The sequence below is a fragment of the Erythrobacter sp. NE805 genome (assembly GCF_046452355.1).
In the GTDB taxonomy this organism is placed as follows: domain Bacteria; phylum Pseudomonadota; class Alphaproteobacteria; order Sphingomonadales; family Sphingomonadaceae; genus Erythrobacter.
Genome location: NZ_JBKFDI010000002.1, coordinates 411,971 through 435,830, shown reverse-complemented (window position 1 = coordinate 435,830; position 23,860 = coordinate 411,971). Strand labels below are relative to the sequence as shown.

Below are 23,860 nucleotides of genomic sequence, written 5' to 3'. Positions count from 1 at the left end.
AACGGAACACAACGGAGAGAGAGCGGACAATGGCGACGGCACGGCTCGGGGCGATGCAGGACTGGACGATGCGGGTGACCGCGGTAATCGATCATGCCGCGCGCGAGGCGCCGACGCGCGAGATCGTCAGCCGCTGGGCGGACGGGAGCGAGACTCGCACCGACTGGGCCGGGATCCGCCGCGATGCGCTCAAGATGGCGCAGGCGCTCCAGCGGCTCGGGCTGAAGCCCGGCGACAAGGTCGCGAGCCTCGCGATGAACCACGCGCGCCACCTCGTCAGCTGGTACGGCGTCGCCGGGATGGGCGGGGTGCTCCACACCGTGAACCCGCGCCTGTTCGACGACCAGCTCGAATACATCGTCAACCACGCCGAGGACCGGGTGCTGTGCTACGACGCGGCCTTCCAGCCGATCGTCGATCGCATGAAGAGCCGCTGGCCGACTGTCGAGCACTACATCTGCTACGATTCCGGCGAGCACGCGCCGGCCTTCGAGGACTGGATCGCCGCCGAGGACGGCAACTTCGAGTGGGTGACCGGCGCCGAGACCGACCCCTGCATGATCTGCTACACCTCCGGCACCACCGGCAATCCCAAGGGCGTGCAGTACGAGCACCGCTCGACGGTGATGCACGCGATGGCCGGCTTGCAGCCGGCCGCCTTCAACTTCTCGAGCGCCTCGGTGATGCTCCCGGTGGTGCCGATGTTCCACGCGGCGAGCTGGGGCCTGCCCTATGCGGGCGCGATGGCGGGGATCAAGTTCGTCTTCTCGGCGGTCAACGACCCGGCCGTGCTGCACGATCTGATGATCCGCGAGGGCGTGACCGATTCCGCGGGCGTGCCGACGGTGTGGCTCGCGCATTTCCAATATTGCGACGCCAACGGCCTCGATCTGCCGCCGCTGAAAGCGGCAACGATCGGGGGCTCCGCCGCGCCAAAATTCATGATCGAGCGGCTGCTCAGGAACGGCACCCGCGTCCAGCACGCCTGGGGCATGACCGAGACCTCGCCGATCGGCACGGTCGGCGGGCCGACCTGGGACTGGGACCGCCTCACCCTCGAGGAGAAGGTCGAGAAGGTCGCGATGCAGGGCCGCCCGATTTTCGGCGTGCAGCTGCGCACCGTCGACCTTGCCGACATGACCACCGAGCTGCCGCGCGACGGCAAGACCTCCGGTGCGCTCCAGATCCGTGGGCCTTGGGTGATCCGCCGCTATTTCAAGGCCGAGACCGACGCGACCAACAACGAAGGCTGGTTCGACACCGGCGACGTCGGCATCCTCCACCCCGACGGCACGCTCCAGCTCACCGACCGCACCAAGGACGTGATCAAGTCGGGCGGCGAGTGGATCAGCTCGGTCGAGCTTGAGAACGCCGCCTGCGGGCACCCGGCCGTCGCCGAGGCGGCGTGCATCGGCATTCCGCACCCCAAGTGGGACGAGCGCCCGGTGCTGTTCGTGGTGAAGAAGCCGGGTGCGGAGTGCTGCTCGGACGACATCCTCGAGCACCTCAAGCCACAGATCGCCAAGTGGTGGCTCCCCGACGCGGTCGAATTCGTCGACGACATCCCGCACACCGCCACCGGCAAGATCAGCAAGAAGGACCTGCGCGACCGTTTCGCGGATTACCGGCTTGGCTGACTGCGCGATCCGGCCTGCGTCTGCAGACGATGCGCAGGCCATCGCCGCGATCTATGCCTGGCACGTCGCGAACGGCACCGGGACCTTCGACATCGAGGCTCCCAAGGCCGCGGCGTGGGCGGGCAAGATCGCCGACTTCGCCGCGAAAGGCTGGCCGTTCCTCGTCGCCGAAGGTGAGGGCGCGGTGCTCGGCTATGCCTATGCCGCGCGCTTCCGCGACCGGGCGGCCTATGCGCGGACCTGCGAGGACAGCATTTACATCGCCCACGAAGCGCGCGGGCAAGGGATCGGGACGGTGCTGCTCGCCGCGCTGATCACCGCGGCGCGCACCGCCGGGTTCGAGCAGATGATCGCGGTGGTCGGCGGCGGCGAGCCCGCCTCGGTGGCGCTCCACGCCAAGTGCGGGTTCGCCCATGCCGGGCGCCTTGCCCGCGTCGGACACAAGTTCGGTCGGGTGCTCGACACGGTCTACATGCAATGCGACCTCACCCTCGGAAGGGACGACCCATGACCTGCGAAACCTATATCGACCCCTCGCCGGCGAACTTCCAGGCCTTCAAGGACTTAGCCCGCGACACGCCGATCAATATGCTCAACCTGCTGCTCTACCGCGACCTCGCGGAATATCCCGAGGGTCACGAGCACGCCGGCAAGGGCTGGAGCGGGAGGCGCGCCTACCAGGAATACGGTCGCACCTCGGGGCCGATCTTCCAGCGGGTCGGCGGCACGATCCTGTGGCGCGGGCGGTTCGAGACGATGGTCACCGGCCCCGGGGGCGAGCGCTGGCATGACGGCTTCATCGCGCAATACCCGAACGCCGGGGCCTTCTTCGCGATGCTCAAGGACCCCGACTACCAGCAGGCGGTGGTCAACCGCACCGCCGCACTGGTCGACAGCCGCCTCGTGCGCTTTGCCCCGGGCGAGGCGGGCGATGCCTTCGGCTGAGCGGGCTCAGGAGGCCTTCGTGTCTTCTGCGGAGGCCTCTTCGTCGGTGTAGAGGTAGCCGAAGAAGTCGAGCACCGAGTTGAACCACAGCCCGATCTGGCGCGCGTAGTTCTCGCGGGTGATGCCGCCATCGGCGATGATGTACATCCTGACCGAGATCGTGCCCTCGGGATCGAGATAGGCGCGGCCGAAATTCTCGCGGTAATTGTAGGTGTTGATCGCGTCCTGGATCTGCTCGGGGGTGGCGCCGTCCTGCGGGCTGAAGGTCGCGAGGAGCGAGGAGCCGAGGCAGTTCTTCTGGGTCGCTTCGTCCTCGCAGGCGAGCAGCAAGCCGTCGGCGATCACCCCGTCCTCGAAGGTGAAGTCGATGTGCTCGCTCGGCTCCTCGGGGGTCTTGATGGTCGCCCCGGCCTCGGTCAGGGCGCGCTCGAAATCGGCGCGGGTGAACTTCTGGAGCGCGCCCTTGTTCTGCGCCCCGGCGGCGGAGCCGAGTGCGAGCATGGCGATGGCCGCGGCGGCGGCGAGTCTGGTCGAGCGCAAGTGATGTCCCCTCTGTCGATGCCCGACTCCTCCTTATCACAGCAGCGCGAGTTGGCCATCGCTTCGCGGCGGGCGGAAGCGCGAGGCATCGAGATCGAAGCGCGCCTTCGCGATCCCTGCCTTGCGGCACGCCACCCGGAAGCGCGCGCGGATCAGGTCGGCCCACACGCCTTGCGGGTTGAAGCGGCTGTGGAAGTTGGGATCGTTGTCCCGCCCGCCGCGCATTTCGCGCACGATCCCCATCACCTTGCCCGCGCGCTCGGGGAAGTGGACCGCAAGCCACTCGCGGAACAGCGGGGCGACCTCGTGGGGGAGGCGCAGCGGGATCCAGCCGACGCTGGGGACCCCGATTGCGCCGACGCGGGCGACGATGCTCTCGAGGAACTCGTCGGTGATCGCCGGGATGATCGGCGAGATCGAGCAGTGCACCGGCACCCCGAACTTCACCAGTTTCTCCAGCGCCGCCAGACGCTTGACGGGCGCGGCGCAGCGCGGTTCGAGCTTCGCGGAGAGCCCCGGATCGAGGGTCGTGACCGAGATCGCGACCGCCACCAGCTTCTCGCGCGCCATTTCGGCAAGGAGGTCGGCATCGACAAGCACGCGGTCGGACTTGGTGGTGATGGTGACCGGGTGGCGGGTCTCGAGACAAACCTCGAGGACCGCCCGCGTGAGCCGGTAGTCGCGCTCGATCGGCTGGTAGGGGTCGGTGTTGGTCCCGAGCGCTATGGGCTTGGGATCGTAGCCCTTTTTCGCCAGTGTCGAACGCAGCAGACGGGCCGCGTCGGGCTTGGCGAAGAGCTTCGTCTCGAAGTCCAGCCCGGGGGAGAGATCGTGATAGGCGTGGGTCGGCCGGGCGAAGCAGTAGATGCAGCCGTGCTCGCAGCCGCGGTAGGCATTGACCGAGCGGTCGAAGGGCACGTCGGGTGACTGGTTGAAGGTGAGGATCGACTTCGCCCGCTCCTCGGTGACGGTGGTGCGCAGCTTCACCGGGGGGCCGTCGAGGCTCTCGACATAGTCCCGCCAGTCGCCGTCGAGGGCGCGTGTCGCCAGCCCGAAGCGGGTGGGGACCGCCCCCGATTGCGCGCCGCGACCTTTGACCGGGGAATGTTTCACGTGAAACATTTAGGGAACAAAACCGCGCGCGCCAAGCGAAAACGCTGTTCGGGGCGGGGTGTGGAGGGGGTGTAAGGGGGGTCTGGATGGGGTCTAGCGCGCGCTAAACGCGGTTTCGCGCCGAGCTGGCGCGGGCAGGCGTCAGACCTCTTTCAGCCGCGGCATCAGTTCGACGAAGTTGCAGGGGCGGTTGCGGCTGTCGAGCTGCTCGGCGAGGATCCCGTCCCAGCCGTCCTTGACCGCCCCGTTCGAGCCCGGGAGCGCGAAGATGTAGGTCCCGCGCGCCACCACGGCCATCGCGCGCGACTGGACGGTGCTGGTGCCGATGCTCTTGAAAGAGAGCCAGCGGAACAGCTCGCCGAAGCCGGGGATCTCGCGCGCGCCTGCGATCCTCGCGAGGGCTTCGGGAGTCACGTCGCGCCCGGTGAGGCCGGTGCCGCCGGTGCTGACCACCGCATCGACGCTCGGATCGTCGATCCACGCCTCGAACTGCGCGGCGAGCAGCGCGGCGTCGTCCTTCACGATGGCCCGTGCCGCCAGCACGTGCCCGGCGGCTTCGACCCGCCCCGCGAGGATATCGCCCGAGGTGTCGGTCTCGGGCGTGCGGGTGTCCGAGACGGTGAGGACAGCGATGGCGATCGGCTTGAAGGGCCGGCTCGTGTCGATCGCCATCAGCGCTCGAGGCTCGCCGAACGGGTGGAGACGGCGCGCGGGAACTCGGGCCAGCGGCCCTGTGCGAGCGCCCGGCGGCTCGGCGAGGCGACGCCCGCGGCGCGCTCGTACATCCAGTAGTTCCGCATCACGATCGCGACATAGCCGCGCGTCTCCCAATAGGGAATGGACTCCATCCACAGGAGCGGATCGCCCTGGTCGTTGATCTCGGCGTTCCAGCGCGCGACGGGCACGAGCCCGGCATTGTAGGCGGCCATGATCTTGGGCAGCGTCCCGCCGGTCGCCGGGCTGTCGCGCAGCATCGCGAGGTGGCGCTGGCCATAGGCGAGGTTGACCTGCGGGTCGGAGAGGTCCTCGTAGCTCATTCCGAGGTTGAGGCGCCCCGAATGATCCCTGGCGGCGGCCGGCATGATCTGCATCAGCCCGCGCGCATTGGCGGGGCTCACCGCATTGGCGCGGAAGGCGCTCTCCTGGAGCGCATGGGCGAAGGCGAGCGCGGGATCGACCTGCCAGCCGCCGACCGGCTGCCAATAGGCGAGCGGGAAGCGCAGGGACGGGTCGCTCGCCATGCCGTAGGGCGCGTTGTGCGCCATGAACAGCTGCGTGGCGGGCAGGCCCAGCTCGCGCGCGAGGCGGGCGAGCGCGCCGTATTGCTGGGCCGGGCCGATGCGCGCTTCCTGGCGCAGCACCTCGTCGGCCAGCGTCGGCCGCCCGATCTCCATCAGCGCCACCGCGACGCGGACATTGCTGCGCCCGGCGAGCTGGTTCCAGTCGTCCTTGCCGAGCGGCTGGGGCGGGGCATGGGCGGGCAGCTCGATGCCGAGCTGGTCGGCGGCGAGCATCCCGTAGAGCGTCTCGTCCATCCGCGCCGCGGCGGCGAGGTGCTGCTGCGCCTGCCCCGGCTCGCGGCAGCGGACCGCGGCGCGCGCGGCCCAGTAGTGCCCGGCGGCGACCAGCTCGACATTCGAGGCGCGGCCCGCGACCCGCCCGAAGGCCTCCCCGGCGAGCGCGCAATAGCCCAGCCGCCACGCCGCCAGCCCCTCGACCCACGCGCCCTCGGCGACCCACTCGCCCGTGCCTTCCGCGACGGTGCGCGCGAGTTCGAGCGCGGCGTTGTCGTTGTTCTCGATGTAGTAGCTCCACGCGACCCGCTGGCGCCACTCGGCGCGGGCGTCGCTGGAGAGCAGGGGATCGGCCTCGGCGAGCAGGCGCTGCGCCTCGACCGGATTGTCGGCCTTGATCGCGGCGAGGATCGCGCTCGCGGCCTCGGGCGGCATGGTACCGTCATTGACCGGGCGCGGCAGGATGCGCTTGGGCGCATAGGGCTGGCGGGCGAAGGCCTGCTCGCGCGGCAGGACGGGCAGCGCGGAGAGGCCGCGCTTGGCGCCCATCCGCGCGAGCTGTTCGGCCTGCGGCAGCTCGACCCCGGCGCCGAACCACTCGGCGATCCGCTCGGGCGCGACCTTGGGGCTCTCGGCATGGGTGTAGTATTCGGCGCGGGCGAGCTGGGTCAGCACGCCATCGGGCCTCTGGGCGAGAAGGCGCTCGACCGTCTCCCATTGCTTCGCGTCGATTGCGGCGAAGAGCTGGCGGTAGAGGTCGCGCTCGTCCGCCTTGAGCACGGCGCCCAGCGCGCGGTCGCTCGGGGTCGCGCCGTTCCAGCGCGCGACCAGATCGATCGTCTCGGCGCGCGCGGCGGCGGGCAGGGCGAGGCCGGCGAGCACGGCGCCTGCGAGCATCATCCCCTTTCGCTTCGCGCGGACCGTCAAACCGTGGGCGACCATTCCATCCATCTCCGCCAGAACCGGGCCTTGAGCGGCGCCATGTGCATCATCGCGTCGAGCGTCTCGCCGACGAGAACAGGGGTATTGCGCATGCTCTGGTTGATTTCGCGTAAAGCATCATCCGGTGTGCCGAGCAGGGATGCAAGTCCGGTGCCGAAGGCGACGAGGCGCTGCGGGCGCGCGAGGCTCACGTGATGCGCGGTGACCGCATCGAGCCCGCCCGCGGCGAGCGCTGCGAGGTCGGCCATCGGGGTGTGGCAGGGGAGCGCGGCGGCGATGTAGACCTCGCCCTCGCCGAGGCCCATCGCGGCGAGGATCGCGCCCAGCAGGCGCCCCTGCGGGCCGGAGAGGAGCCGCTCTGCGTCCTCCGCCTCGGGCTGGGGGACGAGCACCATCAGCGCCGCGCCGGCATCCCCGCGCGGCGGCACGCGGGGGAAGCCGGTCGCCGGGGCGAGGCCGGGGGCCTCCATCCAGAAGCGGCGGAAAGCGGCAAGGTCGGCCGGGGGCGAATCGCCGAGGAGGTTCGGGCGCGGCGCGGCGGCGGGTTCGGCTTGCAGGGCCGATGGCGTGGCGGCGCGGCGGGGCTGGGGCTCTCCCGGACGGGGCGCCGTCTGGGCCTGTCCTGAACGGGGCTGCGGCTGGCCCATCGGGGCATCGAGCGGCGCTTCTGCCAACCACGCCGTAGCGTCATCGTTGAAGTCGCAGTCCACCCCGGCTGCCTGCCACCAGGCAAGCGCCGCCTCGAATTCGCGCGCGAGGGTGAGATCAAGGCGGCTCATCGGGGGGTCATCTATCCAAAGCGGCTCTTGACTGTCCCTGCCCCGGTTAGCAAGTGAGCGGGCAAGGCATATCGCCAGGCTGTGCGGCTCGCGCGGCAAAAACCAACAAGGATCAGGAAAAGCGCGATGAGCGAACGTGAATCAATGCCCTGCGACGTCGTGATCGTCGGCGGCGGTCCGGCGGGGCTCGCGGCGGCGATCAGGCTCAAGCAGATCAACGACGGGCTCGAGGTGATCGTCCTCGAGAAGGGTTCCGAGATCGGCGCGCACATCCTGTCGGGCGCGGTGGTCGATCCCAGGGCCCTCGACGAGCTGCTCCCCGAGTGGCGGACGATGGGCTGCCCGATGGCCGAGACCCCGGTGACCGACAACTGGCACTGGGTGCTCTCGAAGACCGGCAAGTCCTCGATCCCCCACGCGATCATGCCCCCGCTGATGAGCAATGACGGCTGCTACACCGGCTCGCTCGGCAACCTCACCCGCTGGCTCGCCGAACAGGCCGAGGGGCTCGGCGTGATGGTCTTCCCCGGCTTCCCGGCGGCCGAAGTGATGTTCGACGAAGAGGGCCGCGTCGCCGGCGTCATCACGCAGGACATGGGCGTGGCGGCGGATGGCTCGCACAAGCCCGACTACCAGCCCGGCATGGAGATCCACGCCAAGTATACCCTCTTCGCAGAGGGCGCGCGCGGGAACCTCACCAAGCTCATGAAGGCGCGCTTCGACCTCGAGGCGAACTGCCAGCCGCAGGTCTATGGCCTCGGGATCAAGGAGCTGTGGGACATCGATCCCAGGAAGCACAAGCCGGGCCGGGTGATCCACACGCAGGGCTGGCCTCTGTCGGAGAGCGACAGCTGGGGCGGGGGCTTCCTCTACCACCAGGCGAACGGTCAGGTCGCCTTGGGCTTCGTCACCGCGCTCGACTACAAGAACCCGTGGGTCTCGCCCTATCAGGAATTCCAGCGCTGGAAGCAGCACCCGGCGATCCGCGAATATCTCGAGGGCGGCAAGCGCGTCAGCTACGGCGCGCGCGCGATCAACGAGGGCGGCTGGCAGAGCGTGCCGAAGCTCGCCTTCCCCGGCGGGGCGCTGATCGGCTGTGCAGCTGGCTTCGTCAACGTGCCGCGCATCAAGGGCAGCCACACCGCGATGAAGAGCGGGATGCTGGCGGCCGAGAGCATCGCCGCGGCTATTGCGTCGGGCGCGGAAAAGACCGAGCTTGCCGACTATGACGCCGCCGTGCGCTCGAGCTGGATCGCGGCCGAGCTGAAGGTTGTCCAGAACGCCGAGCCCGCCGTCGCCAAGTTCGGCGGCGATATCGGCACGCTCGTTGCCGGGATCGACATGTGGATGCGCACGCTCAAGATCGGCCTGCCGATCAGCATGAAGCACCACCGCGACTACCAGATGACCGGCCGCGCCGATCTCTATCCCAAGATCGACTACCCCAAGCCCGACGGCGTCATCACCTTCGACCGCCTCACCAACGTCGCCTACAGCTACACCAACCACGCCGAGGACCAGCCCTGCCACCTCAAGGTGAAGGATCTGGAACTCCAGAAGGTGAGCGAGCTCGGCGTCTTCGGCGGCCCCTCGGCGCGGTACTGCCCGGCGGGGGTCTACGAATGGCTGACCGACGCCAACGGCGAGCCGCGCTTCCAGATCAACTCGCAGAACTGCGTCCACTGCAAGACCTGCGACATCAAGGATCCCAACCAGAACATCACCTGGGTGACGCCCGAAGGCGGCGGCGGGCCGAACTATCCGAATATGTGAGGTTCGCGCGTGGACTGGTGGCTTGCCGCTTCTGCGATCCTCGCCGTGAATTCGCTCCTGATATATCGGTGGGGCCGAGGAGGTGTGCTGACTTCCTTCGCGCTCACGCTCGTCTTCCTTCAGGGAAGCTCGTTCCTGTTCCTCATACCGTGGTACAAGGATGGTGGAGACGGGGCCCTGATCGGAGGCTGGTGGGTATGGACCGTTTATTCGCTGGTGTCGGTCGGTCTATGCTTGCTTGTCGTCCAGTTGCTTAGGCGGCTGGTTCGTTGACCCTCACCGATACCGCCTACGCCAAGATCAACCTCGCGCTGCATGTCCGCAGGCGGCGGGAGGACGGGTATCACGCGCTCGAAACCCTGTTCGCCTTCGTCGATGCGGGCGATGTGCTGACGGCGACGCCCGCCGCGCAGGACAGCGTCACCACGCTGGGCGAGTTCGCGGGCGGGCTCGACAACCCTCTCGACAACCTCGTCGCCCGCGCGCTGAACGCTCTCCCGCGCCCCCTGGGCCTCGCGGTGACGCTGGAGAAGAACTTGCCGATAGCAGCGGGCCTCGGCGGCGGGTCGGCGGATGCGGGGGCGGTGTTCCGGATCGTCAAGGCGCTCCACGGCCTGCCGGAGGACTGGCAGGCGCGCGCCGCAAAACTCGGCGCGGATGTGCCCGCCTGCGTCCTCAGCCGCACCCATATCGGCCTCGGCACCGGCACCGAGCAGCTTGAGGTGGAGGACGACCTCGCCGGAACCCCCGTCCTGCTGGTCAATCCGCGCGTGCCGCTTTCCACCGGGCCGGTGTTCAAGGCGTGGGACGGCGAGGACAGGGGTGCCCTGCCCCAGGGCCCCGCCAGCCGGATCGCGCGGGAAGGGCGCAACGACCTCGAAGCTCCCGCGATCTCGCTCTGCCCCGAGATCGCCGAGGTGCTGAAGGCTCTCCGCAAGACCAACCCGTCGCTCGCCCGCATGTCCGGCTCGGGCGCAACCTGTTTTGCGCTCTACGACACGCCCGAGGCCCGCGATGCGGCGGCGGCGGCGATGCCAAGGGAGTGGTGGGCGATGGCAGGGCGGTTGCGTTAGCTACCCACCCACCGTTCGCCCTGAGCTTGTCGATGGGCCGCTTTTCTTTTCAAGCTAGGTCAAAGAGTAAGTACAGTGCTTCGACAAGCTCAGCACGAACGGGGTTTGGGTTCATGAGCGAAGTCTACCGCCAACTCGGCACGCCTGCCCCCGGCGGCATCGTGCTTGTCGCCGACCATGCCTCCAACGCCGTGCCTGCCGACATCACCCTCGGCATCCCCGAGCGCCTGATGCACGAACACATCGCACTCGATATCGGCACCGAGGCGATCGCCGACCTTCTGGCACAGGAACACGCCATCCCCGCACATATCGCCGCCGTCAGCCGCCTCGTGTGCGACCTCAACCGCGAGGAGGAGGCCCCAGGGCTCGTCCCCGAAGCGAGCGACGGCCACCCCATCCCCGGCAACATCGGCGCCGACCGCGAGGCGCGGCTGAACCGCTTCCACCGCCCCTACCACACCGCCCTCGCGAATTGGCTGGCGACAGCGCAGCCGGCGCTGATCCTCTCGCTCCACTCCTTCACCCCGCGGCTCGCAACCTCGGACGCGGCGCGGCCGTGGGAGGTCGGGGTGCTCTACAACGCCGACGACCGCGCCGCCCGCATCGCGATCCCCCTGCTCGCCGCCGAGGGGCTGAATGTCGGCGACAACCTCCCCTATTCGGGGCGCGATCTCAACTACACCATGAACCGCCACGCGGAAGGCGAGGGCCGCGCCTATCTCGGCATCGAGCTGCGCCAGGACCTCGTCGCCACACCCGGGAGCGACGCCCGCTGGGCCGCGCTGTTGGCGCGGATCGCGCAAAGGGTTGCGTCGGCGCTCGCCTGAAGGCAGGGGCGTTTCGCGAAACCGCTGGATCGGGAAATCTTATGTCTCACACCTTTGACAAGTCGAAGCTCCCCAGCCGCCACGTCTCGGTCGGCCCGGAGCGCGCGCCGCACCGCTCCTACTACTACGCGATGGGCATGACCGAGGAGGACATCGCCCGGCCCTTCGTCGGCGTGGTCAGCGCAGGCAACGACTCGGCACCGTGCAACACCACCTTGAACGCCCAGGCCGACATCTGCCGCGAGGGCGTGATCGCGGGCGGCGGCACCCCGCGGCGGTTCAACACCATCACCGTCACCGACGGCATCGCGATGGGCCACCAGGGCATGAAGTCCTCGCTGATCAGCCGCGAGATCATCGCGGATTCGATCGAGGTTTCGGTCCGAGGCCATTGTTATGACGCGCTTGTCGGCTTTGCGGGCTGCGACAAGAGCCTGCCGGGCATGATGATGGCGATGCTGCGGCTGAACGTCCCCTCGATCTTCGTCTATGGCGGCTCGATCCTCCCCGGCACGCACCGCGGCAACGACGTGACCGTGGTCGACGTCTTCGAGGCGGTCGGCCAGTTCGCCGCCGGCAATTGCCCGCTGACCGAGCTGATCGCGCTCGAAAAGGTCGCCTGCCCCGGCCACGGCGCCTGCGGCGGCCAGTTCACCGCCAACACCATGGCCTGCGTCGGCGAAGCGATTGGCCTCAGCCTGCCGAACAGCAACATGGCGCCCGCTCCTTACAGGTCGCGTGACGATATTGCAGTCGCCGCGGGCAAGCAGGTCATGGAGCTCGTCGCCCGAAATCTGCGCCCGCGCGACATCTGTACCCGCGAGGCCTTCATGAACGCCGCGCGCGTTGTCGCCGCGACCGGAGGCTCGACCAACGCCGCGCTCCACCTCCCCGCCATGGCCAGCGAATGCGGCATCGACTTCGACCTTTTCGACGTCGCCGAAGTCTTCAAATCAACGCCTTACATCGCGGACCTGAAGCCCGGCGGGAAGTATGTCGCCAAGGACATGCACGAGGCAGGCGGGGTCTACATGGCGATGAAGACCCTGCTCGACGGCGGGTTCATCGACCCCAATCCGATCACCGTCACCGGCAAGACCATCGGCGAGAACCTCGAGGAAATCACCTGGAACCCCGACCAGAAGGTGTTCTATGACGTGAAGACCCCGATCACCCCGACCGGCGGCGTGGTCGGCCTCAAGGGCTCGCTCGCCCCCGACGGGGCGATCGTGAAGGTCGCCGGGATGGCGCGCCTCCAGTTCTCCGGCCCCGCGCGGGTGTTCGATTGCGAGGAGGATGCCTTCGCCGCCGTCGAAAGCCGCGACATTGCCGAGGGTTGCGTGATCGTCATCCGCTATGAAGGCCCCCGCGGCGGCCCCGGGATGCGCGAGATGCTCTCGACCACCGCGGCGCTCTACGGGCAGGGGATGGGCGAGAAGGTCGCGCTGATCACCGACGGGCGCTTCTCGGGCGCGACGCGCGGCTTCTGCATCGGCCATGTCGGCCCCGAAGCCGCTGATGGCGGCCCCATCGCGCTGGTCGAGGACGGCGACGTCATTGCCATCGATGCAGTTGCGGGGACCATCGACCTCGAAGTGGCCGAAGATATGCTCGCCGAACGCCGCGCCAAGTGGCAGCCGCGCACCAACGACTACCAGTCGGGCGCGCTGTGGCGCTACAGCCAAGTCGTCGGCAAGGCCCGCTACGGGGCGATCACCCATCCCGGCGCGAAGGCGGAAACCCATGTCTTTGCGGATATCTAGCGCGCTCGCGGCGCTCGTGCTCCTTGCAGCTTGCGGGGCCGAGAGCCCCCCGCCGCCGGGCGAGACCATCGCCTGCGCGATCGGTGCGGGGTCCGATTTCGCCGAGGCCTGCACCCTGGAACGGGTCGCGGGGACGCGCGAGATCGTCATCCACCACCCCGACGGCGGCTTCCGGCGGCTGACCTTCGACCCCGCCACCGGCACGCTCGCCCCTCTCGACGGGGCCGAGCCGCTGGTGCTCGAACAGGGGCAGGGCGTGATCCAGTTCGCCCTCGGCGCCGACCGCTACCGCATCCCGCGCGAGCCCGCGGCAAGCCCGGCCTCGTGAGCCCCGACCAGGTCCTCACCGCCCAGCAGATGCGCGCCGCCGAGCAGGCGCTATTCGATGCGGGGCTGCCGGTGATCGACCTGATGGAAACCGCCGCGGGGGGTGCCGCCGAGTGGATCCGCCGCGTCGCTGCCGGGCGTGCGGTCACGGTTCTGTGCGGCCCCGGCAACAATGGCGGCGACGGCTACGTCATCGCTCGGCGGCTGCGCGAGGCGGGCAATGCCGTCACCGTGATCGCCCCGCTCGCGCCTGCCACTGCGGCCGCGCAGGAGGCACGCCGCCGCTGGGCCGGGGCGGTCGCCGCGATGGGCGAGGGCGCCGCGGGCGACGTCTTCGTCGACTGCCTGTTCGGCTCGGGCCTCACTCGGCCCTTGTCGGACGCCCACGCTGCGCTGCTCGGCGACCTCGCCGCCCGCCATCGCATCCGGATCGCCATCGACCTGCCCTCCGGCATCGCCACCGACAGCGGCGCGGTGCTGAATGACGGCCTGCCGCGGTTCGACCTGACGCTGGCGCTCGGCGCGTGGAAGTTCGCGCATTGGAGCCTGCCCGGCCGCGCCATGATGGGGCAGCTGCGGCTCGTCCCCATCGGCATCGCGGAGGTCGCAGGCGCGGCGCGGCTCGCCGCGCGGCCGCGGATCGCCCCGCCGGCCGCCGACAGCCACAAGTACCGCCGCGGCCTCCTTGCGATCCTTGCGGGCGCGATGCCTGGCGCGAGCCTCCTCGCCGGCGCCGCCGCGCAAGCCGCGGGAGCGGGCTACGTGAAGCTCCTCGCTTCCCTGCCCGACCCGCGCACCCCGCCCGACATCGTCACCGAGACCGCGCCCCCCGCCGAGGCGCTCGCCGACAGCCGCATCGCCGCGGTGCTGGTCGGTCCGGGGCTGGGGCGCGACGATTTCGCCCGCACGAGGCTTGCGGCAGCGCTGGCCCAGGCCCCCGCGCTCGTGCTCGACGCCGACGCGCTGGTGCTCCTTGCTCCCGCGATGCTCACCCGCGAGATCCCGATCCTCGCCACCCCGCACGACGGCGAGCTCGAGGCCTTGTGCCGCAGCTTCGCCGTTACCGGCGAGACCCGCCGCGAGCGCGCGCTCGCCCTCGCGCGGGCGAGCGGCATGGTGGTGCTCGCCAAGGGGCCCGACTCGCTTATCGCCGCGTCCGACGGCCGTCTCGCGCTCGGCATCCCGGCGCCGAGCTGGCTTTCGGTCGCGGGGACGGGCGACGTCCTCGCCGGGATCGCCGCGAGCCGCATGGCGGCGGGGGCCGATCCCGTTACCGCCGCCTGCGAGGCGCTGTGGCTCCACGGCGAGGCGGCGCGGCGCGCAGGCCCCGCTTTCACGCCATCACAGCTTGCCGGGAGGGTGCAGGAGGCGCTAGCGGCGGCGCTGTGACCGCTCCCGACCTCGAACCCGTCATCCGCCTCGCCGCCAAGGGCGACGGCGTGACCGCCTCCGGCCGCCACGTCGCGGGGGCGGTGCCCGGCGATCTTGTCGACGCGAACGGCGCCATCACCCCCGGTGCGCACCATGTCGCGCCCCCCTGCCGCCATTTCGGGGTCTGTGGCGGGTGCCAGCTCCAGCACGCCGACGAGGCGGCGCTCGCCGACTTCGTGACGGGCCGCGTGGTCTTCGCCGCGCGCGGGCAGGGGCTCGAGGCGGGCGCGGTGCTCCCCGTCCACCTCTCGCCGCCGCACACCCGCCGCCGCGCGGGACTCCATGGCTTGCGCACCGCGAAGGGCGCGGTGCTCGGCTACCGCGAGGGCGGGTCGCACCGCATCGTCGACCTTGCCGAGTGCACGGTGCTCGCGCCCGCGCTCGCCGCGCTGATCGGCCCCTTGCGGAGCTTCGTTGCCGCATACGGTCCCAAGGCGATGGTCGGCATCGACCTGACGCTCGCCGACCAGGGGGTCGAGGCGAACTTCTCGCACTTCCCGCTCGAGGGGCTGGGGCCGACCGAGGCGGCGCTGGACTTCGCGCGCGATCAGGGGCTTGCACGGCTCACTGTCGACCAGGGCTATGGTCCCGAGACCGTCTGGGAGCCCGAGCCGGTGACGGTCACGCTCGGCGGGGTGCCGGTCGGCCTCCCCCCCGGCGCCTTCCTCCAGGCGACCCGCGACGCCGAGGCGCGGATGGCCGCCGACGCCGCCGACTGGTTGGCGGGCGCGCGGGTGGTGGCGGACCTCTTCGCCGGGCTCGGGACCTTCGCCTTCGGGCTGAGAGAGGGCCGCAAGGTGCTCGCCGTCGAGGCCGAGCGCGCGGCGCATCTCGCCTGCAAGGCCGCGGGGACGAGGGCCGGGGGACAGGTGCTGGCGCTCCACCGCGATCTGTTCCGCTCGCCCCTCCAGCCCGAGGAGCTCAACCGCTTCGATGCCGTGCTGCTCGACCCGCCGCGGGCCGGCGCGCGCGCGCAAGTCGCTGGAATCGCGCGGAGCACCCTCTCGCGGGTGGTCTATGTCAGCTGCAACCCCTCGAGCTGGGCGCGCGACGCGGCGGTGCTCGCCGAGGCCGGATTCGGTCTCGCGAAGCTGCGTGCCGTGGGCCAGTTCCGCTGGTCGACCCATGTCGAGCTGGTGAGCCTGTTCGAGCGCTAGGCGCGCAGGATCTCAAGCAGTTGCGCCTCGAGCCAGGCGCGGTGTTCGGGCGCGACATAGGCATGGGTCCCGCCCTCGCAGCGGCGAATCCGTGGGTCGCCCTTGTCCCACGCCTGTTCGAAGACCTGCGCGGTGCGGTCGGCGGTCGCGAGGAGGATCCGCACCGCGCCGGGGAAGCCTGCCAGCCCCGCGGCCATTGCCTGCGCGAGGCTCGAGGGCGGCGGGCTTGGCCGCAGCGCCTGGACGAGGCCCCGCGCGAGCTTGCCGAGGTTCACCCCGCCGCTCGCCAAGCGCATGATTTCGCGTGGGTTTGCGAGCTTCTCGGCATAGCGCGCGCGGATCGCCGCGGGGGGCGGGGTGGCGCCGGCGTCATCCTCTTCGATGGTCCAGGGGTTCGACAGCACCAGCGCGTCGCACCCCGCGCCGCGGGTCAGCATCAGCGCCGAGGCGGCGTCGCAATTGCCGAAGCCGACCACGCAGGCGACCTGCGGCGCGATCGCCCGGAAGGCGTCGAGCGCCGCGCTCAAGTCCTTCGCGGAATGGCGGAATCCGCGGTTCTCCCCCTCGCTGTCGCCGACCCCGCGGCGGTCGAAGCGGAACACCGGGAAGCCCGCGGCGGCGATCCGGGCGGCGAGTGCGGCCTGCCCGCCGAAGGCCCCGGCGCGAACCTCGTTGCCGCCGCTGACGATCAGCAGCCCGGTGGTGCCCGGCGCGGTGTCGAGCGTGCCCGCAAGGCTCAGGCTGCCGCAGGGAAAGGTCAGCGAATGGCGGCTCATCGTGCTGAGTCCGCGAGGTTTTCGGCGATGAGCGCGGCGAGGCGGTCGGCCTGCGCGGGGTCCTCGCCGGGCTCCGCGCGCAGCCACAGGCCGGGCGCTCGAAGCGCGCTTTGGGGGATCGCGGACTGGCCGGGGGCGAGCACCGGCTCGGCGGTCTCGAGCGCCGCGACCATCGCCGCCCCGAGGTGCCAGCCGGCGAGGACCAGGCCCTCGTTCCGGCCGAGCGTTGCAAGTGCCTCGGAAGTCTCGGCTTTTCCTGCCTCGCGCGCGGCGATGGTGCGGGCGCGGAGCATGGCGCGCAGCAGCGCCGGGCCGCCCTGCGCGGCATAATGCCACCCCGGCAGCCCCTCGGGCGCCAGCAGCGCCCCGGCGCGGATCGCGAGCACGTGGGTCGCGCCGAGCGCCTGCGCTGCCGCTTCGGCCGCCGCGCGCCATCCGGCAAGTGTCTGATCGCGAAGGGGAACCAAGCTCTCGTTGCACCCCGGCAGATCGGGCAGCAGGCTGTCGATCCCCGCCGCGTCGAGCCGCCGCATCACCTCCACCGTGAAGCGCCGCAGCTTGTTCGCCTCGTCGAACCAGGCGGGCAGGACGAGCAACCGCACCGCCCGGCCATGGTCGAAGCCGACGCACAGCTCCTCCCCGCCATCGGGAATGTTCCACGTGAAACACAGATTCATGGCACCCTCTGGAGGGGGCTGGAGGGGGTCTGGAGGGGGTCTAGCGGGGGGCTAGCTTCGACTTCGCGAAGGCTAGCAGGGCCCCATAGGTCTCGAGCATTTCGCCATCGACCTCGTCGTCCTCGATGACGATGCCGAGGCGGTCCTCCATCTCGGTCAGGAGACCCGCGACCGCCATCGAATCCAGCTCCGGCAGGTGGCCGAACAGCCCCGATTCCGGACCGAAGGCCGCCGCCTGCTCCGGGGCGAGCCCCAGCACGTCGGCGATCAAGCCCTTGAGTTCGCGGTCGAGCGCGGCCTCGCCGGCGGCATCGCCCATGTTCGGCATGATGGTCATCGGCCCTCGAAATATCCCTGTTGTCGCCGTGGCGGCGGGGCTTAGCCATGCGGGCGGGGCAGCGCAAGCACTCCGCACGGGGGCAGGGCGCGGCCATGGCCTAGCGCCGCAGCGCGCGCCGGGCGAGGGCGGGCCAGCCGCGCGGGGAGGCCGGATCGAGACAGTCGATGCGGTAGCGCGGGCGCACCGCCTCCATCCAGTCGGCCTTGTAGCTCTGGTCGCCGGTGCCGAAGTCGACGAGGCTTACCCGGTCGACGTCGATCACGTGGGCGAACAGCGCGGCGGAGAGCGTGGTGCCCGCCGAGAGCTGGCGATGGCTCTCAAGATGCGCGAGCTTGTGGATATAGGCGATTGAATTCTCGACGGTCCAGCACTGCGCGGCGACCGCCCGCCCGTCCGCCCGCGCGATCCCGAGCCTGAGCCTGCCCGCCGCCCCCTCGGCTTCGGCGAAGGCGCGCAGCATCGCCGGGAAGTCCTCGGCGGGCTTCCAGCTCGCGGCGTAGATCGCCTCGTATTCGGCCCAGGCCTGCGGATCGAAGCGGGTGAGCACTTCGCATTCGACCTTCCCGCCCTTGCGCTTCAGCGTCGAGCGCAAGGCACCCGGGCGGCCCGCCCAGTATTCCGCGAAACTCCGGCCGCTTACGGGGAGCACGTGATTGATGTCGCAGGGTTCGATGGCGACCGCCCACCCCGCCGCGCGGAAGGCGCGGGCGAGGCGCTCGGCCGAACCGTCCTCGCCGGGGACGGGCTCGAGCGTCACCCGCCACCCGCGCTGCCGGAGCTGCCGGGCGATGGCCGTGAGCAGGCGGTCGCCCTGCGCTCCTGCCGGGGCGAGCTCGCGCCAGGTGAAGCTGTACCAGTTGCGAAGCGGCGTGATTCGCCCAGCCTTCTCGGTGAGGGCAAGCGCCGCGACCGCGCCCGCATCCTCGGCGAGCGCGATCAGCGGGACGAGGCCGGTGTCGGCGAGCAGGGCATACCACTCCGCCCGGTCGAAGGGCGCGCGCGCCGCCGAGCCCGTCAGGGCTTGCAAGACGTTAACGCTGTCGTGATACCGCGCTTCGATCACTTGCCAGGTCCATATCCTCGATGCCGTCGCCCGATCCGCTCCCCCGTCCGCTCGACCACCTCGCCGAACTGGCGGGGCCGGCGGGGCATGGGGAGCGCCCGGCGCTGGTGCTTCGCGAGGGCACGCTTAACCACAATACGTTAAGGGAGCGTGTTGCCCTGCTCGCCGGGTGGCTGGCGGCCCGCGTGCCCGAGCGCGGCGCGCGGGTGGCGAGCTGGGCGGCGAAGGGCGAGCTCACCTGCCTGATGCCGCTCGCCGCGGCGCGGGCCGGGTTGGTGCACGTTCCCGTCAACCCGCTGCTCAAGCGCGCGCAGGTGGCGCATATCCTCGCCGACAGCGGCGCGCGGCTCTTGCTGGGGACGCCCTCGCGGCTCGCCGCGCTGGAGCCGGGCGATGTGCCGGAAGGTTGCGCGGTGCTCGGGGAGGGCGAGGCGCTGGCGGCGGCGCGCGAGGCGGGGGTGGCGCTCGGGCCCTCGGCGGCCGATCCGGGGGCGCTGGCGGCGATCCTCTACACCAGCGGCTCGACCGGGCGGCCCAAGGGGGTGATGCTGAGCCATGCCAACATGTGGCTCGGCGCGGTGAGCGTCGCGCATTACCTGGGGCTCGCCGAGGACGACGTGACCCTCGCGGTGCTGCCCTTGAGCTTCGACTACGGGCAGAACCAGTTGCTCTCCACCTGGCTCGCGGGCGGGAGCGTGGTGCCGCTCGATTTCCTCTTCCCGAAGGACGTGGCGAAGGCCTGCGCGGCGCACGGCGTGACGACGCTCGCCGCGGTGCCGCCCCTGTGGGTGCAGCTCACCGAGGTCGAATGGCCCGCGGAAGCGCGCGGTCCGCTGAGGCGCCTGACCAACAGCGGCGGGGCGCTGACGGTGGAGCTGGTGCGCTCGCTCAGGGGCCTGTTCCCCGCGGCGCGGCTCTTCCCGATGTACGGCCTCACCGAGGCTTTTCGTTCAACCTATCTCGATCCGGCGCTGGTGGATTCGCATCCGACTTCAATGGGTAAGGCGATACCCTTCGCAGAGGTTCTCGTCATCGACGAGGCGGGCGCGGTCGCGGCGGATGGCGCGGAAGGCGAGCTCGTCCACTGCGGGCCGCTGGTCGCGCAGGGCTATTGGCAGGACCCCGAGCGCACCGCCGAGCGCTTCCGCCCCGCGCCCGCCGCGTCCCGGTATGGGGGCACGGCGGTATGGTCGGGCGACCGTGTCAGGCGCGAGACGGACGGGCTGCTCTACTTCGCCGGGCGGCGCGACGCGATGATCAAGAGCGCGGGCAACCGCATTTCCCCGCAGGAGATCGAGGAGGCGGCGCTCGCCTCCGGCCTCGCGGTCGAGGCCGTGGCGCTCGGCGTCCCGCACCCGCGCCTCGGGCAGGCGGTGCATCTCGTGGTGCGAGGGGACGCGGGCCATGCGGAAGCGCTGGCGAAAAGGCTCAAGGCTGACCTTCCCAATTTCATGCAGCCCCAGCATATCCACTGGCGCGCGGCGCTGCCCTTGAACCCCAACGGCAAGATCGACCGCACCGCCTTGCAGGCGCAGTTGACGGAGGAATACGGCGCATGAAGCCTGTCGGGCCGATCCCTTCCGGATACGCGACCGTCGACGGCGAACTCGCCATCGGCGGGCGCACCGCGCGCGCGCTGGTCGCCGAGGCGGGGGGGACGCCGCTGTTCGTGTACTCCCGCGCGCACCTCGACGCCCGCATGGCCGAGCTGCGCGCGGCGCTCCCGGCGCGGGTGGGGGTGAACTATGCGGTGAAGGCCAACCCGCACCCCGCGGTGATCGCCCACATGGCGCCCCTCGTCGACGGTTTCGACATCGCCTCGGCGGGGGAATTGCGGCTGTGCGAGGCGGCGGGGATCGACGCAGGCCGCATCTCCTTCGCCGGCCCGGGCAAGCGCGACGCGGAACTCGAGGCCGCCATCGCCGCAGGGGTGACGCTCAATTGCGAGAGCGAGGGCGAGGGAGCGCGGGCGCTCGCCATCGGGGAGCGGCTCGGGATCGCCCCGCGCATTGCCGTGCGGGTCAACCCCTCCTTCGCGATGACCGGTTCGGGGATGAAGATGGGCGGCGGACCCAAGCAATTCGGCGTCGATGCCGAGCGGGTGCCGGCGCTCGCCCGTCACCTGATCGCGCATGGGGCGGAGTGGCGGGGCCTCCACATTTTCACCGGCAGCCAGACGCTCTCGGCCGAGGCGATCATCGAGGCGCAGGCCAATGTGCTAAACCTCGCGACGGAGCTTGCCGAGGCGATCGGCGGCCCCCTGCCGAAGCTCAACATGGGCGGGGGGCTCGGCATCCCCTACTTCCCCGGCGACACCCCGGTCGACCTCGCGAAGGTCGGCGCGGCGCTGGCGGAACGGGTCGCGGACCTGCCGGAGGTGCTGGCCGGGACCGAGCTGTGCATGGAGCTCGGCCGCTACCTCGTCGGCGAGGCGGGGGTGTATCTGTGCCGGGTGATCGACCGCAAGGAGAGCCACGGCACCACCTTTCTCGTCACCGATGGCGGGCTGCACCACCAGCTCGCCGCCTCGGGGAACTTCGGCACCGTCGTCAGGCGCAACTATCCTTCCGCGATCGCAACGCGTTACGGCGCGCAAGGCGAGGAGGAGGTCAACATCGTCGGCTGCCTGTGCACCCCGCTCGACCGGCTCGCCGACAATGCCCTGATGCCGCGCGCCGAGGTCGGCGATCTGGTCGCGGTGTTCTGCGCCGGGGCCTATGGCGCGACCGCCTCGCCCAGCGCCTTCCTCGGCCACGGCCCGGCGGCCGAAATCCTCGTATAGTCCAGCGCGTTAACCGCGTCCTTTAAGCCTCAGCGCGGCGCTGTCCCGATGCGGGATGGGGCCGCATTGGGCGCTGTATCACTAACGCAATGTTCACCAATTGAGGCCACAAGACACCCGATATCCGGGCGCGTCTCGTGGTGCAGGTCGCTCCTGCACGGCTGCGGGGAGCCCCTTATTGGCCAAGGATCGATACGCACATGCTCCACCACCTGTCCGGCCTGCGCCTCGCGGCTGTCGCGCTCCTTGCCGGGCTGCTCGCGGCCTGCGCGGGGGGCGGCACCCAGCTTCCCCCGGCGAGCTACGGCGACGGCAGCATCGCCCCGTCCGAGGAATACACCATCGGGCCATTGGACGAGATCACCATCCACGTCTGGCGCAACCCCGAACTCTCCGCCGAGAAGGTCCGCGTGCGCCCCGACGGGCGCCTGACCATCCCGCTGGTGCAGGACATCCCGGCGGTCGGCAAGACCGCGACCCAGCTCCAGGACTACATCGCCAAGGAGCTCTCCAAGTACATCGAGCAGCCGATCGTCTCGGTGATCGTCAACACGCCCGAGGGCAACTTCACCCAGCAGGTGCGGATCATCGGCGCAACCCCGCAGCCCGCCTCGCTGCCGTTCCGCGCCAACATGACGGCGCTCGACGCGATGATCGCGGTCGGCGGGCTCGGCGAGTTCGCGGCGGGCAACCGGGCGAAGCTGATCCGGCTCGACCATGCCACCGGCACCCAGGTCGAATACCGGCTGCGCCTTTCGGACCTGATCCGCAAGGGCGATTCGAGCGCCAACGTCATGCTCAAGCCCGGCGACACGATCATCATTCCCGAGAGCCGGTTCTGAGGCGGCGGGAGAGCGGGGGATGAGCGAGATCTTCGACGAGCTGCGCGCGGCGCTGTGGTCGGTCTGGCACCGGCGCTGGATCGCGCTGGCGCTCGCCTGGGGGGTGTGCCTGCTCGGGTGGCTGGTGGTCAGCATGATCCCCAACACCTACGAGAGCAAGGCGCGCGTCTATGTCGACGTCGAGGACGTGCTCTCCAAGCAGCTCGGCATCGCGGGTGACGGCAAGGACCAGATCATGCGCGTGCGCCAGACCCTCTCGAGCGCCAAGAACCTCGAGAAGGTCATCACCTCGACCCGGCTCGGCGAGGGCATCACCGAGCGCGGCGCGCTCGATGCGGCGATTGCCGACCTCGAGAAGAAGGTGAAGGTCACGAGCGAGCAGGACAACCTCTTCGAGATCACCGCCGCGATCGGCCGCCGCGACCTCGACGATGCGCAGAACGCGGTGCTGGCGCGCGATGTCGTGCAGAAGCTGCTCGACATCCTGCGCGAGGAATACGTGATCGGCAGCCGCACCGGGATCAGCACCGCGATCGGCGATCTCGACCGCCAGCTCGAGGAGCGGAAAGCCGAGCTCGAACAGGCCGAGCAGCGCCGCCTCGCCTTCGAAGCGCAGTATCCCGACCTCGCCGGCGGCTCGGAGAGCCTGTCGAGCAAGGTCCAGCAGGCGCGCGACGAGCTGCGCGATGTCGATGCCGATCTCGCCGCGGCGCAGAGCGGGCTCGCGGCGATCTCGGGCCAGATCGCGGGCACGCCGCGCACCGTGACCGGGGGGCGCGATGCGACCGGGCCCAAGGCGGCGCTGCTCGTCGCCCAGACCCAGCTCGCCGAGCTGCGCGCGCGCGGGCTCACCGACAGGCACCCCGACGTCGTCGCGACGAGCAAGCAGGTCGCACTGCTGACCCGCCAGGCCGCGGCGGCGGGCGAGGACGCGGGCGGGGCGCCCAATCCCGCCTATGCCTCGCTGGTCGCGATCCGCAGCGAGCGCCAGGCCGCGGTCGAGGCGCTCCAGGCCAAGCGCGCCGCGCTCCAGAGCAATGCCGCCGCGCTGATGGCGAGCCAGGCGAGCGAGCCCGCCGCCGCGGCCGAGGCGAACCGCATCAGCCGCGACTACGACGTGCTGCGGAAGAACTACGAGAAGCTGCTCGAGGACCGCGAGGCGCTGCGCACCCGCGGCAAGGTCGAGGACAAGGCGAGCCAGTTCCGCTTCGACATCATCCAGCAGCCCGGCGTGCCGCAGAAGCCCGCCTCGCCGCACCGCCCGCTGCTGCTGTTCGGCGTGCTGATCGCCGGGATCGGCGCGGGGGCGGCGGGGGCCTATGCGCTGGGGCAATTGAAGGGCGGCTTCGCGACCGAGCAGAAGCTCGAGCGGGCCTTCGACCTGCCGGTGATCGGCGCGATCTCGCTGACCGTTTCGGAGGCCGCGCGCGCGGTCGAGCGCCAGCGCTTGAAGCAGTTCGCGGCCGCCTCGGCGGGGCTGGTCGCGATGTTCGTCATCCTGCTCGCGATCGAGGTCGTCTCGGTCGTGACGGTGGCATGAGGCGGGGGAGAGCGAC

Annotated in this window: 23 protein-coding genes; 14 read left to right on the top strand and 9 right to left on the bottom strand. The window is 70.5% G+C overall.

Going from position 1 to position 23,860, the window contains the following annotated elements; all coding sequences use genetic code 11:
* The first annotated feature begins 29 nt into the window (after positions 1–29).
* The 3 genes from ACLBKU_RS10055 to ACLBKU_RS10045 are packed head-to-tail and all read left to right on the top strand — an operon-like array spanning position 30 to position 2,582.
* Complete coding sequence (locus ACLBKU_RS10055; protein WP_410179414.1) at positions 30–1,637, top strand: long-chain fatty acid--CoA ligase; 1,608 nt, start codon at positions 30–32, stop codon at positions 1,635–1,637.
* Positions 1,630–2,148, top strand: coding sequence for an N-acetyltransferase family protein (locus ACLBKU_RS10050; RefSeq protein ID WP_410179413.1), 519 nt, complete (start codon positions 1,630–1,632; stop codon positions 2,146–2,148). The genes ACLBKU_RS10055 and ACLBKU_RS10050 overlap by 8 nt, the downstream gene beginning before the upstream one ends.
* On the top strand, positions 2,145–2,582 hold the full coding sequence (locus tag ACLBKU_RS10045) for a DUF1330 domain-containing protein (protein ID WP_410179412.1): 438 nt from the start codon (positions 2,145–2,147) through the stop codon (positions 2,580–2,582). Before ACLBKU_RS10050 ends, ACLBKU_RS10045 begins: the two co-directional genes overlap by 4 nt.
* A 6-nt stretch (positions 2,583–2,588) precedes the next feature.
* On the opposite strand, the gene ACLBKU_RS10040 is transcribed toward ACLBKU_RS10045, so the two are convergent.
* The 5 genes from ACLBKU_RS10040 to ACLBKU_RS10020 form a co-directional block, all read right to left on the bottom strand.
* Positions 2,589–3,122 carry a YbjN domain-containing protein gene (locus tag ACLBKU_RS10040; RefSeq protein WP_410179411.1) on the bottom strand — a complete coding sequence of 178 codons (534 nt, stop codon included), beginning with the start codon at positions 3,120–3,122 and terminating at the stop codon, positions 2,589–2,591.
* 36 nt (positions 3,123–3,158) lie between these two features.
* The gene (locus ACLBKU_RS10035) at positions 3,159–4,244 is read right to left on the bottom strand and encodes a PA0069 family radical SAM protein (RefSeq protein ID WP_410179410.1); all 1,086 of its coding nucleotides are present in this window, start codon (positions 4,242–4,244) and stop codon (positions 3,159–3,161) included.
* Between the two features lie 132 nt (positions 4,245–4,376).
* Positions 4,377–4,907, bottom strand: coding sequence for a molybdenum cofactor biosynthesis protein B (moaB, locus tag ACLBKU_RS10030; RefSeq protein ID WP_410179409.1), 531 nt, complete (start codon positions 4,905–4,907; stop codon positions 4,377–4,379).
* The gene (locus ACLBKU_RS10025) at positions 4,907–6,649 is read right to left on the bottom strand and encodes a transglycosylase SLT domain-containing protein (RefSeq protein ID WP_410179408.1); all 1,743 of its coding nucleotides are present in this window, start codon (positions 6,647–6,649) and stop codon (positions 4,907–4,909) included. Before ACLBKU_RS10025 ends, moaB begins: the two co-directional genes overlap by 1 nt.
* 23 nt (positions 6,650–6,672) lie before the next feature.
* Positions 6,673–7,470, bottom strand: coding sequence for a hypothetical protein (locus ACLBKU_RS10020; protein WP_410179407.1), 798 nt, complete (start codon positions 7,468–7,470; stop codon positions 6,673–6,675).
* Positions 7,471–7,596: 126 nt separating this feature from the next.
* On the opposite strand from ACLBKU_RS10020, the gene ACLBKU_RS10015 reads away from it, so the two are divergent.
* The 7 genes from ACLBKU_RS10015 (at position 7,597) to ACLBKU_RS09985 (ending at position 15,824) form a co-directional block, all read left to right on the top strand.
* Positions 7,597–9,243 (top strand): electron transfer flavoprotein-ubiquinone oxidoreductase, encoded by a 1,647-nt coding sequence (locus ACLBKU_RS10015; protein WP_410179406.1) that lies wholly within the window; start codon positions 7,597–7,599, stop codon positions 9,241–9,243.
* Between the two features lie 269 nt (positions 9,244–9,512).
* Positions 9,513–10,316 (top strand): 4-(cytidine 5'-diphospho)-2-C-methyl-D-erythritol kinase, encoded by an 804-nt coding sequence (locus tag ACLBKU_RS10010; RefSeq protein ID WP_410179405.1) that lies wholly within the window; start codon positions 9,513–9,515, stop codon positions 10,314–10,316.
* 113 nt (positions 10,317–10,429) lie between these two features.
* Complete coding sequence (locus tag ACLBKU_RS10005) at positions 10,430–11,146, top strand: N-formylglutamate amidohydrolase (protein WP_410179404.1); 717 nt, start codon at positions 10,430–10,432, stop codon at positions 11,144–11,146.
* A gap of 41 nt (positions 11,147–11,187) precedes the next feature.
* Complete coding sequence (ilvD, locus tag ACLBKU_RS10000; protein WP_410179403.1) at positions 11,188–12,909, top strand: dihydroxy-acid dehydratase; 1,722 nt, start codon at positions 11,188–11,190, stop codon at positions 12,907–12,909.
* Positions 12,910–12,925: 16 nt separating this feature from the next.
* A complete protein-coding gene (locus tag ACLBKU_RS09995; RefSeq protein ID WP_410179402.1) occupies positions 12,926–13,237 on the top strand; it encodes a hypothetical protein in 312 nt (103 codons plus the stop codon).
* Positions 13,234–14,625: an NAD(P)H-hydrate epimerase gene (locus tag ACLBKU_RS09990; protein ID WP_410179401.1), complete on the top strand. Its 1,392-nt coding sequence runs from the start codon at positions 13,234–13,236 to the stop codon at positions 14,623–14,625. The genes ACLBKU_RS09995 and ACLBKU_RS09990 overlap by 4 nt, the downstream gene beginning before the upstream one ends.
* Positions 14,622–15,824: a class I SAM-dependent RNA methyltransferase gene (locus ACLBKU_RS09985; protein WP_410179400.1), complete on the top strand. Its 1,203-nt coding sequence runs from the start codon at positions 14,622–14,624 to the stop codon at positions 15,822–15,824. The genes ACLBKU_RS09990 and ACLBKU_RS09985 overlap by 4 nt, the downstream gene beginning before the upstream one ends.
* Here the strand turns inward: ACLBKU_RS09985 and ACLBKU_RS09980 are convergent.
* The 4 genes from ACLBKU_RS09980 to ACLBKU_RS09965 all read right to left on the bottom strand — a co-directional run bounded on the left by ACLBKU_RS09980 (position 15,821) and on the right by ACLBKU_RS09965 (position 18,680).
* Complete coding sequence (locus ACLBKU_RS09980; RefSeq protein WP_410179399.1) at positions 15,821–16,600, bottom strand: hydrolase 1, exosortase A system-associated; 780 nt, start codon at positions 16,598–16,600, stop codon at positions 15,821–15,823. The genes ACLBKU_RS09985 and ACLBKU_RS09980 overlap by 4 nt on opposite strands.
* Positions 16,597–17,277 carry a hypothetical protein gene (locus ACLBKU_RS09975; RefSeq protein WP_410179398.1) on the bottom strand — a complete coding sequence of 227 codons (681 nt, stop codon included), beginning with the start codon at positions 17,275–17,277 and terminating at the stop codon, positions 16,597–16,599. Before ACLBKU_RS09975 ends, ACLBKU_RS09980 begins: the two co-directional genes overlap by 4 nt.
* Positions 17,278–17,317: 40 nt before the next feature.
* On the bottom strand, positions 17,318–17,596 hold the full coding sequence (locus ACLBKU_RS09970; protein WP_410179664.1) for an acyl carrier protein: 279 nt from the start codon (positions 17,594–17,596) through the stop codon (positions 17,318–17,320).
* Between the two features lie 118 nt (positions 17,597–17,714).
* Positions 17,715–18,680 (bottom strand): GNAT family N-acetyltransferase, encoded by a 966-nt coding sequence (locus ACLBKU_RS09965; protein ID WP_410179397.1) that lies wholly within the window; start codon positions 18,678–18,680, stop codon positions 17,715–17,717.
* 20 nt (positions 18,681–18,700) lie between these two features.
* Here ACLBKU_RS09965 and ACLBKU_RS09960 point away from each other — a divergent pair, with 20 nt between their 5' ends.
* From ACLBKU_RS09960 to ACLBKU_RS09945, 4 genes are all read left to right on the top strand, one after another.
* On the top strand, positions 18,701–20,239 hold the full coding sequence (locus tag ACLBKU_RS09960) for an acyl-CoA ligase (AMP-forming), exosortase A system-associated (RefSeq protein ID WP_410179396.1): 1,539 nt from the start codon (positions 18,701–18,703) through the stop codon (positions 20,237–20,239).
* Complete coding sequence (locus ACLBKU_RS09955) at positions 20,236–21,462, top strand: pyridoxal-dependent decarboxylase, exosortase A system-associated (protein ID WP_410179395.1); 1,227 nt, start codon at positions 20,236–20,238, stop codon at positions 21,460–21,462. Before ACLBKU_RS09960 ends, ACLBKU_RS09955 begins: the two co-directional genes overlap by 4 nt.
* A gap of 200 nt (positions 21,463–21,662) precedes the next feature.
* Positions 21,663–22,304, top strand: coding sequence for an XrtA/PEP-CTERM system exopolysaccharide export protein (locus tag ACLBKU_RS09950; protein ID WP_410179394.1), 642 nt, complete (start codon positions 21,663–21,665; stop codon positions 22,302–22,304).
* 19 nt (positions 22,305–22,323) lie between these two features.
* A complete protein-coding gene (locus ACLBKU_RS09945) occupies positions 22,324–23,844 on the top strand; it encodes an XrtA system polysaccharide chain length determinant (RefSeq protein WP_410179393.1) in 1,521 nt (506 codons plus the stop codon).
* Positions 23,845–23,860: the final 16 nt, after the last annotated feature.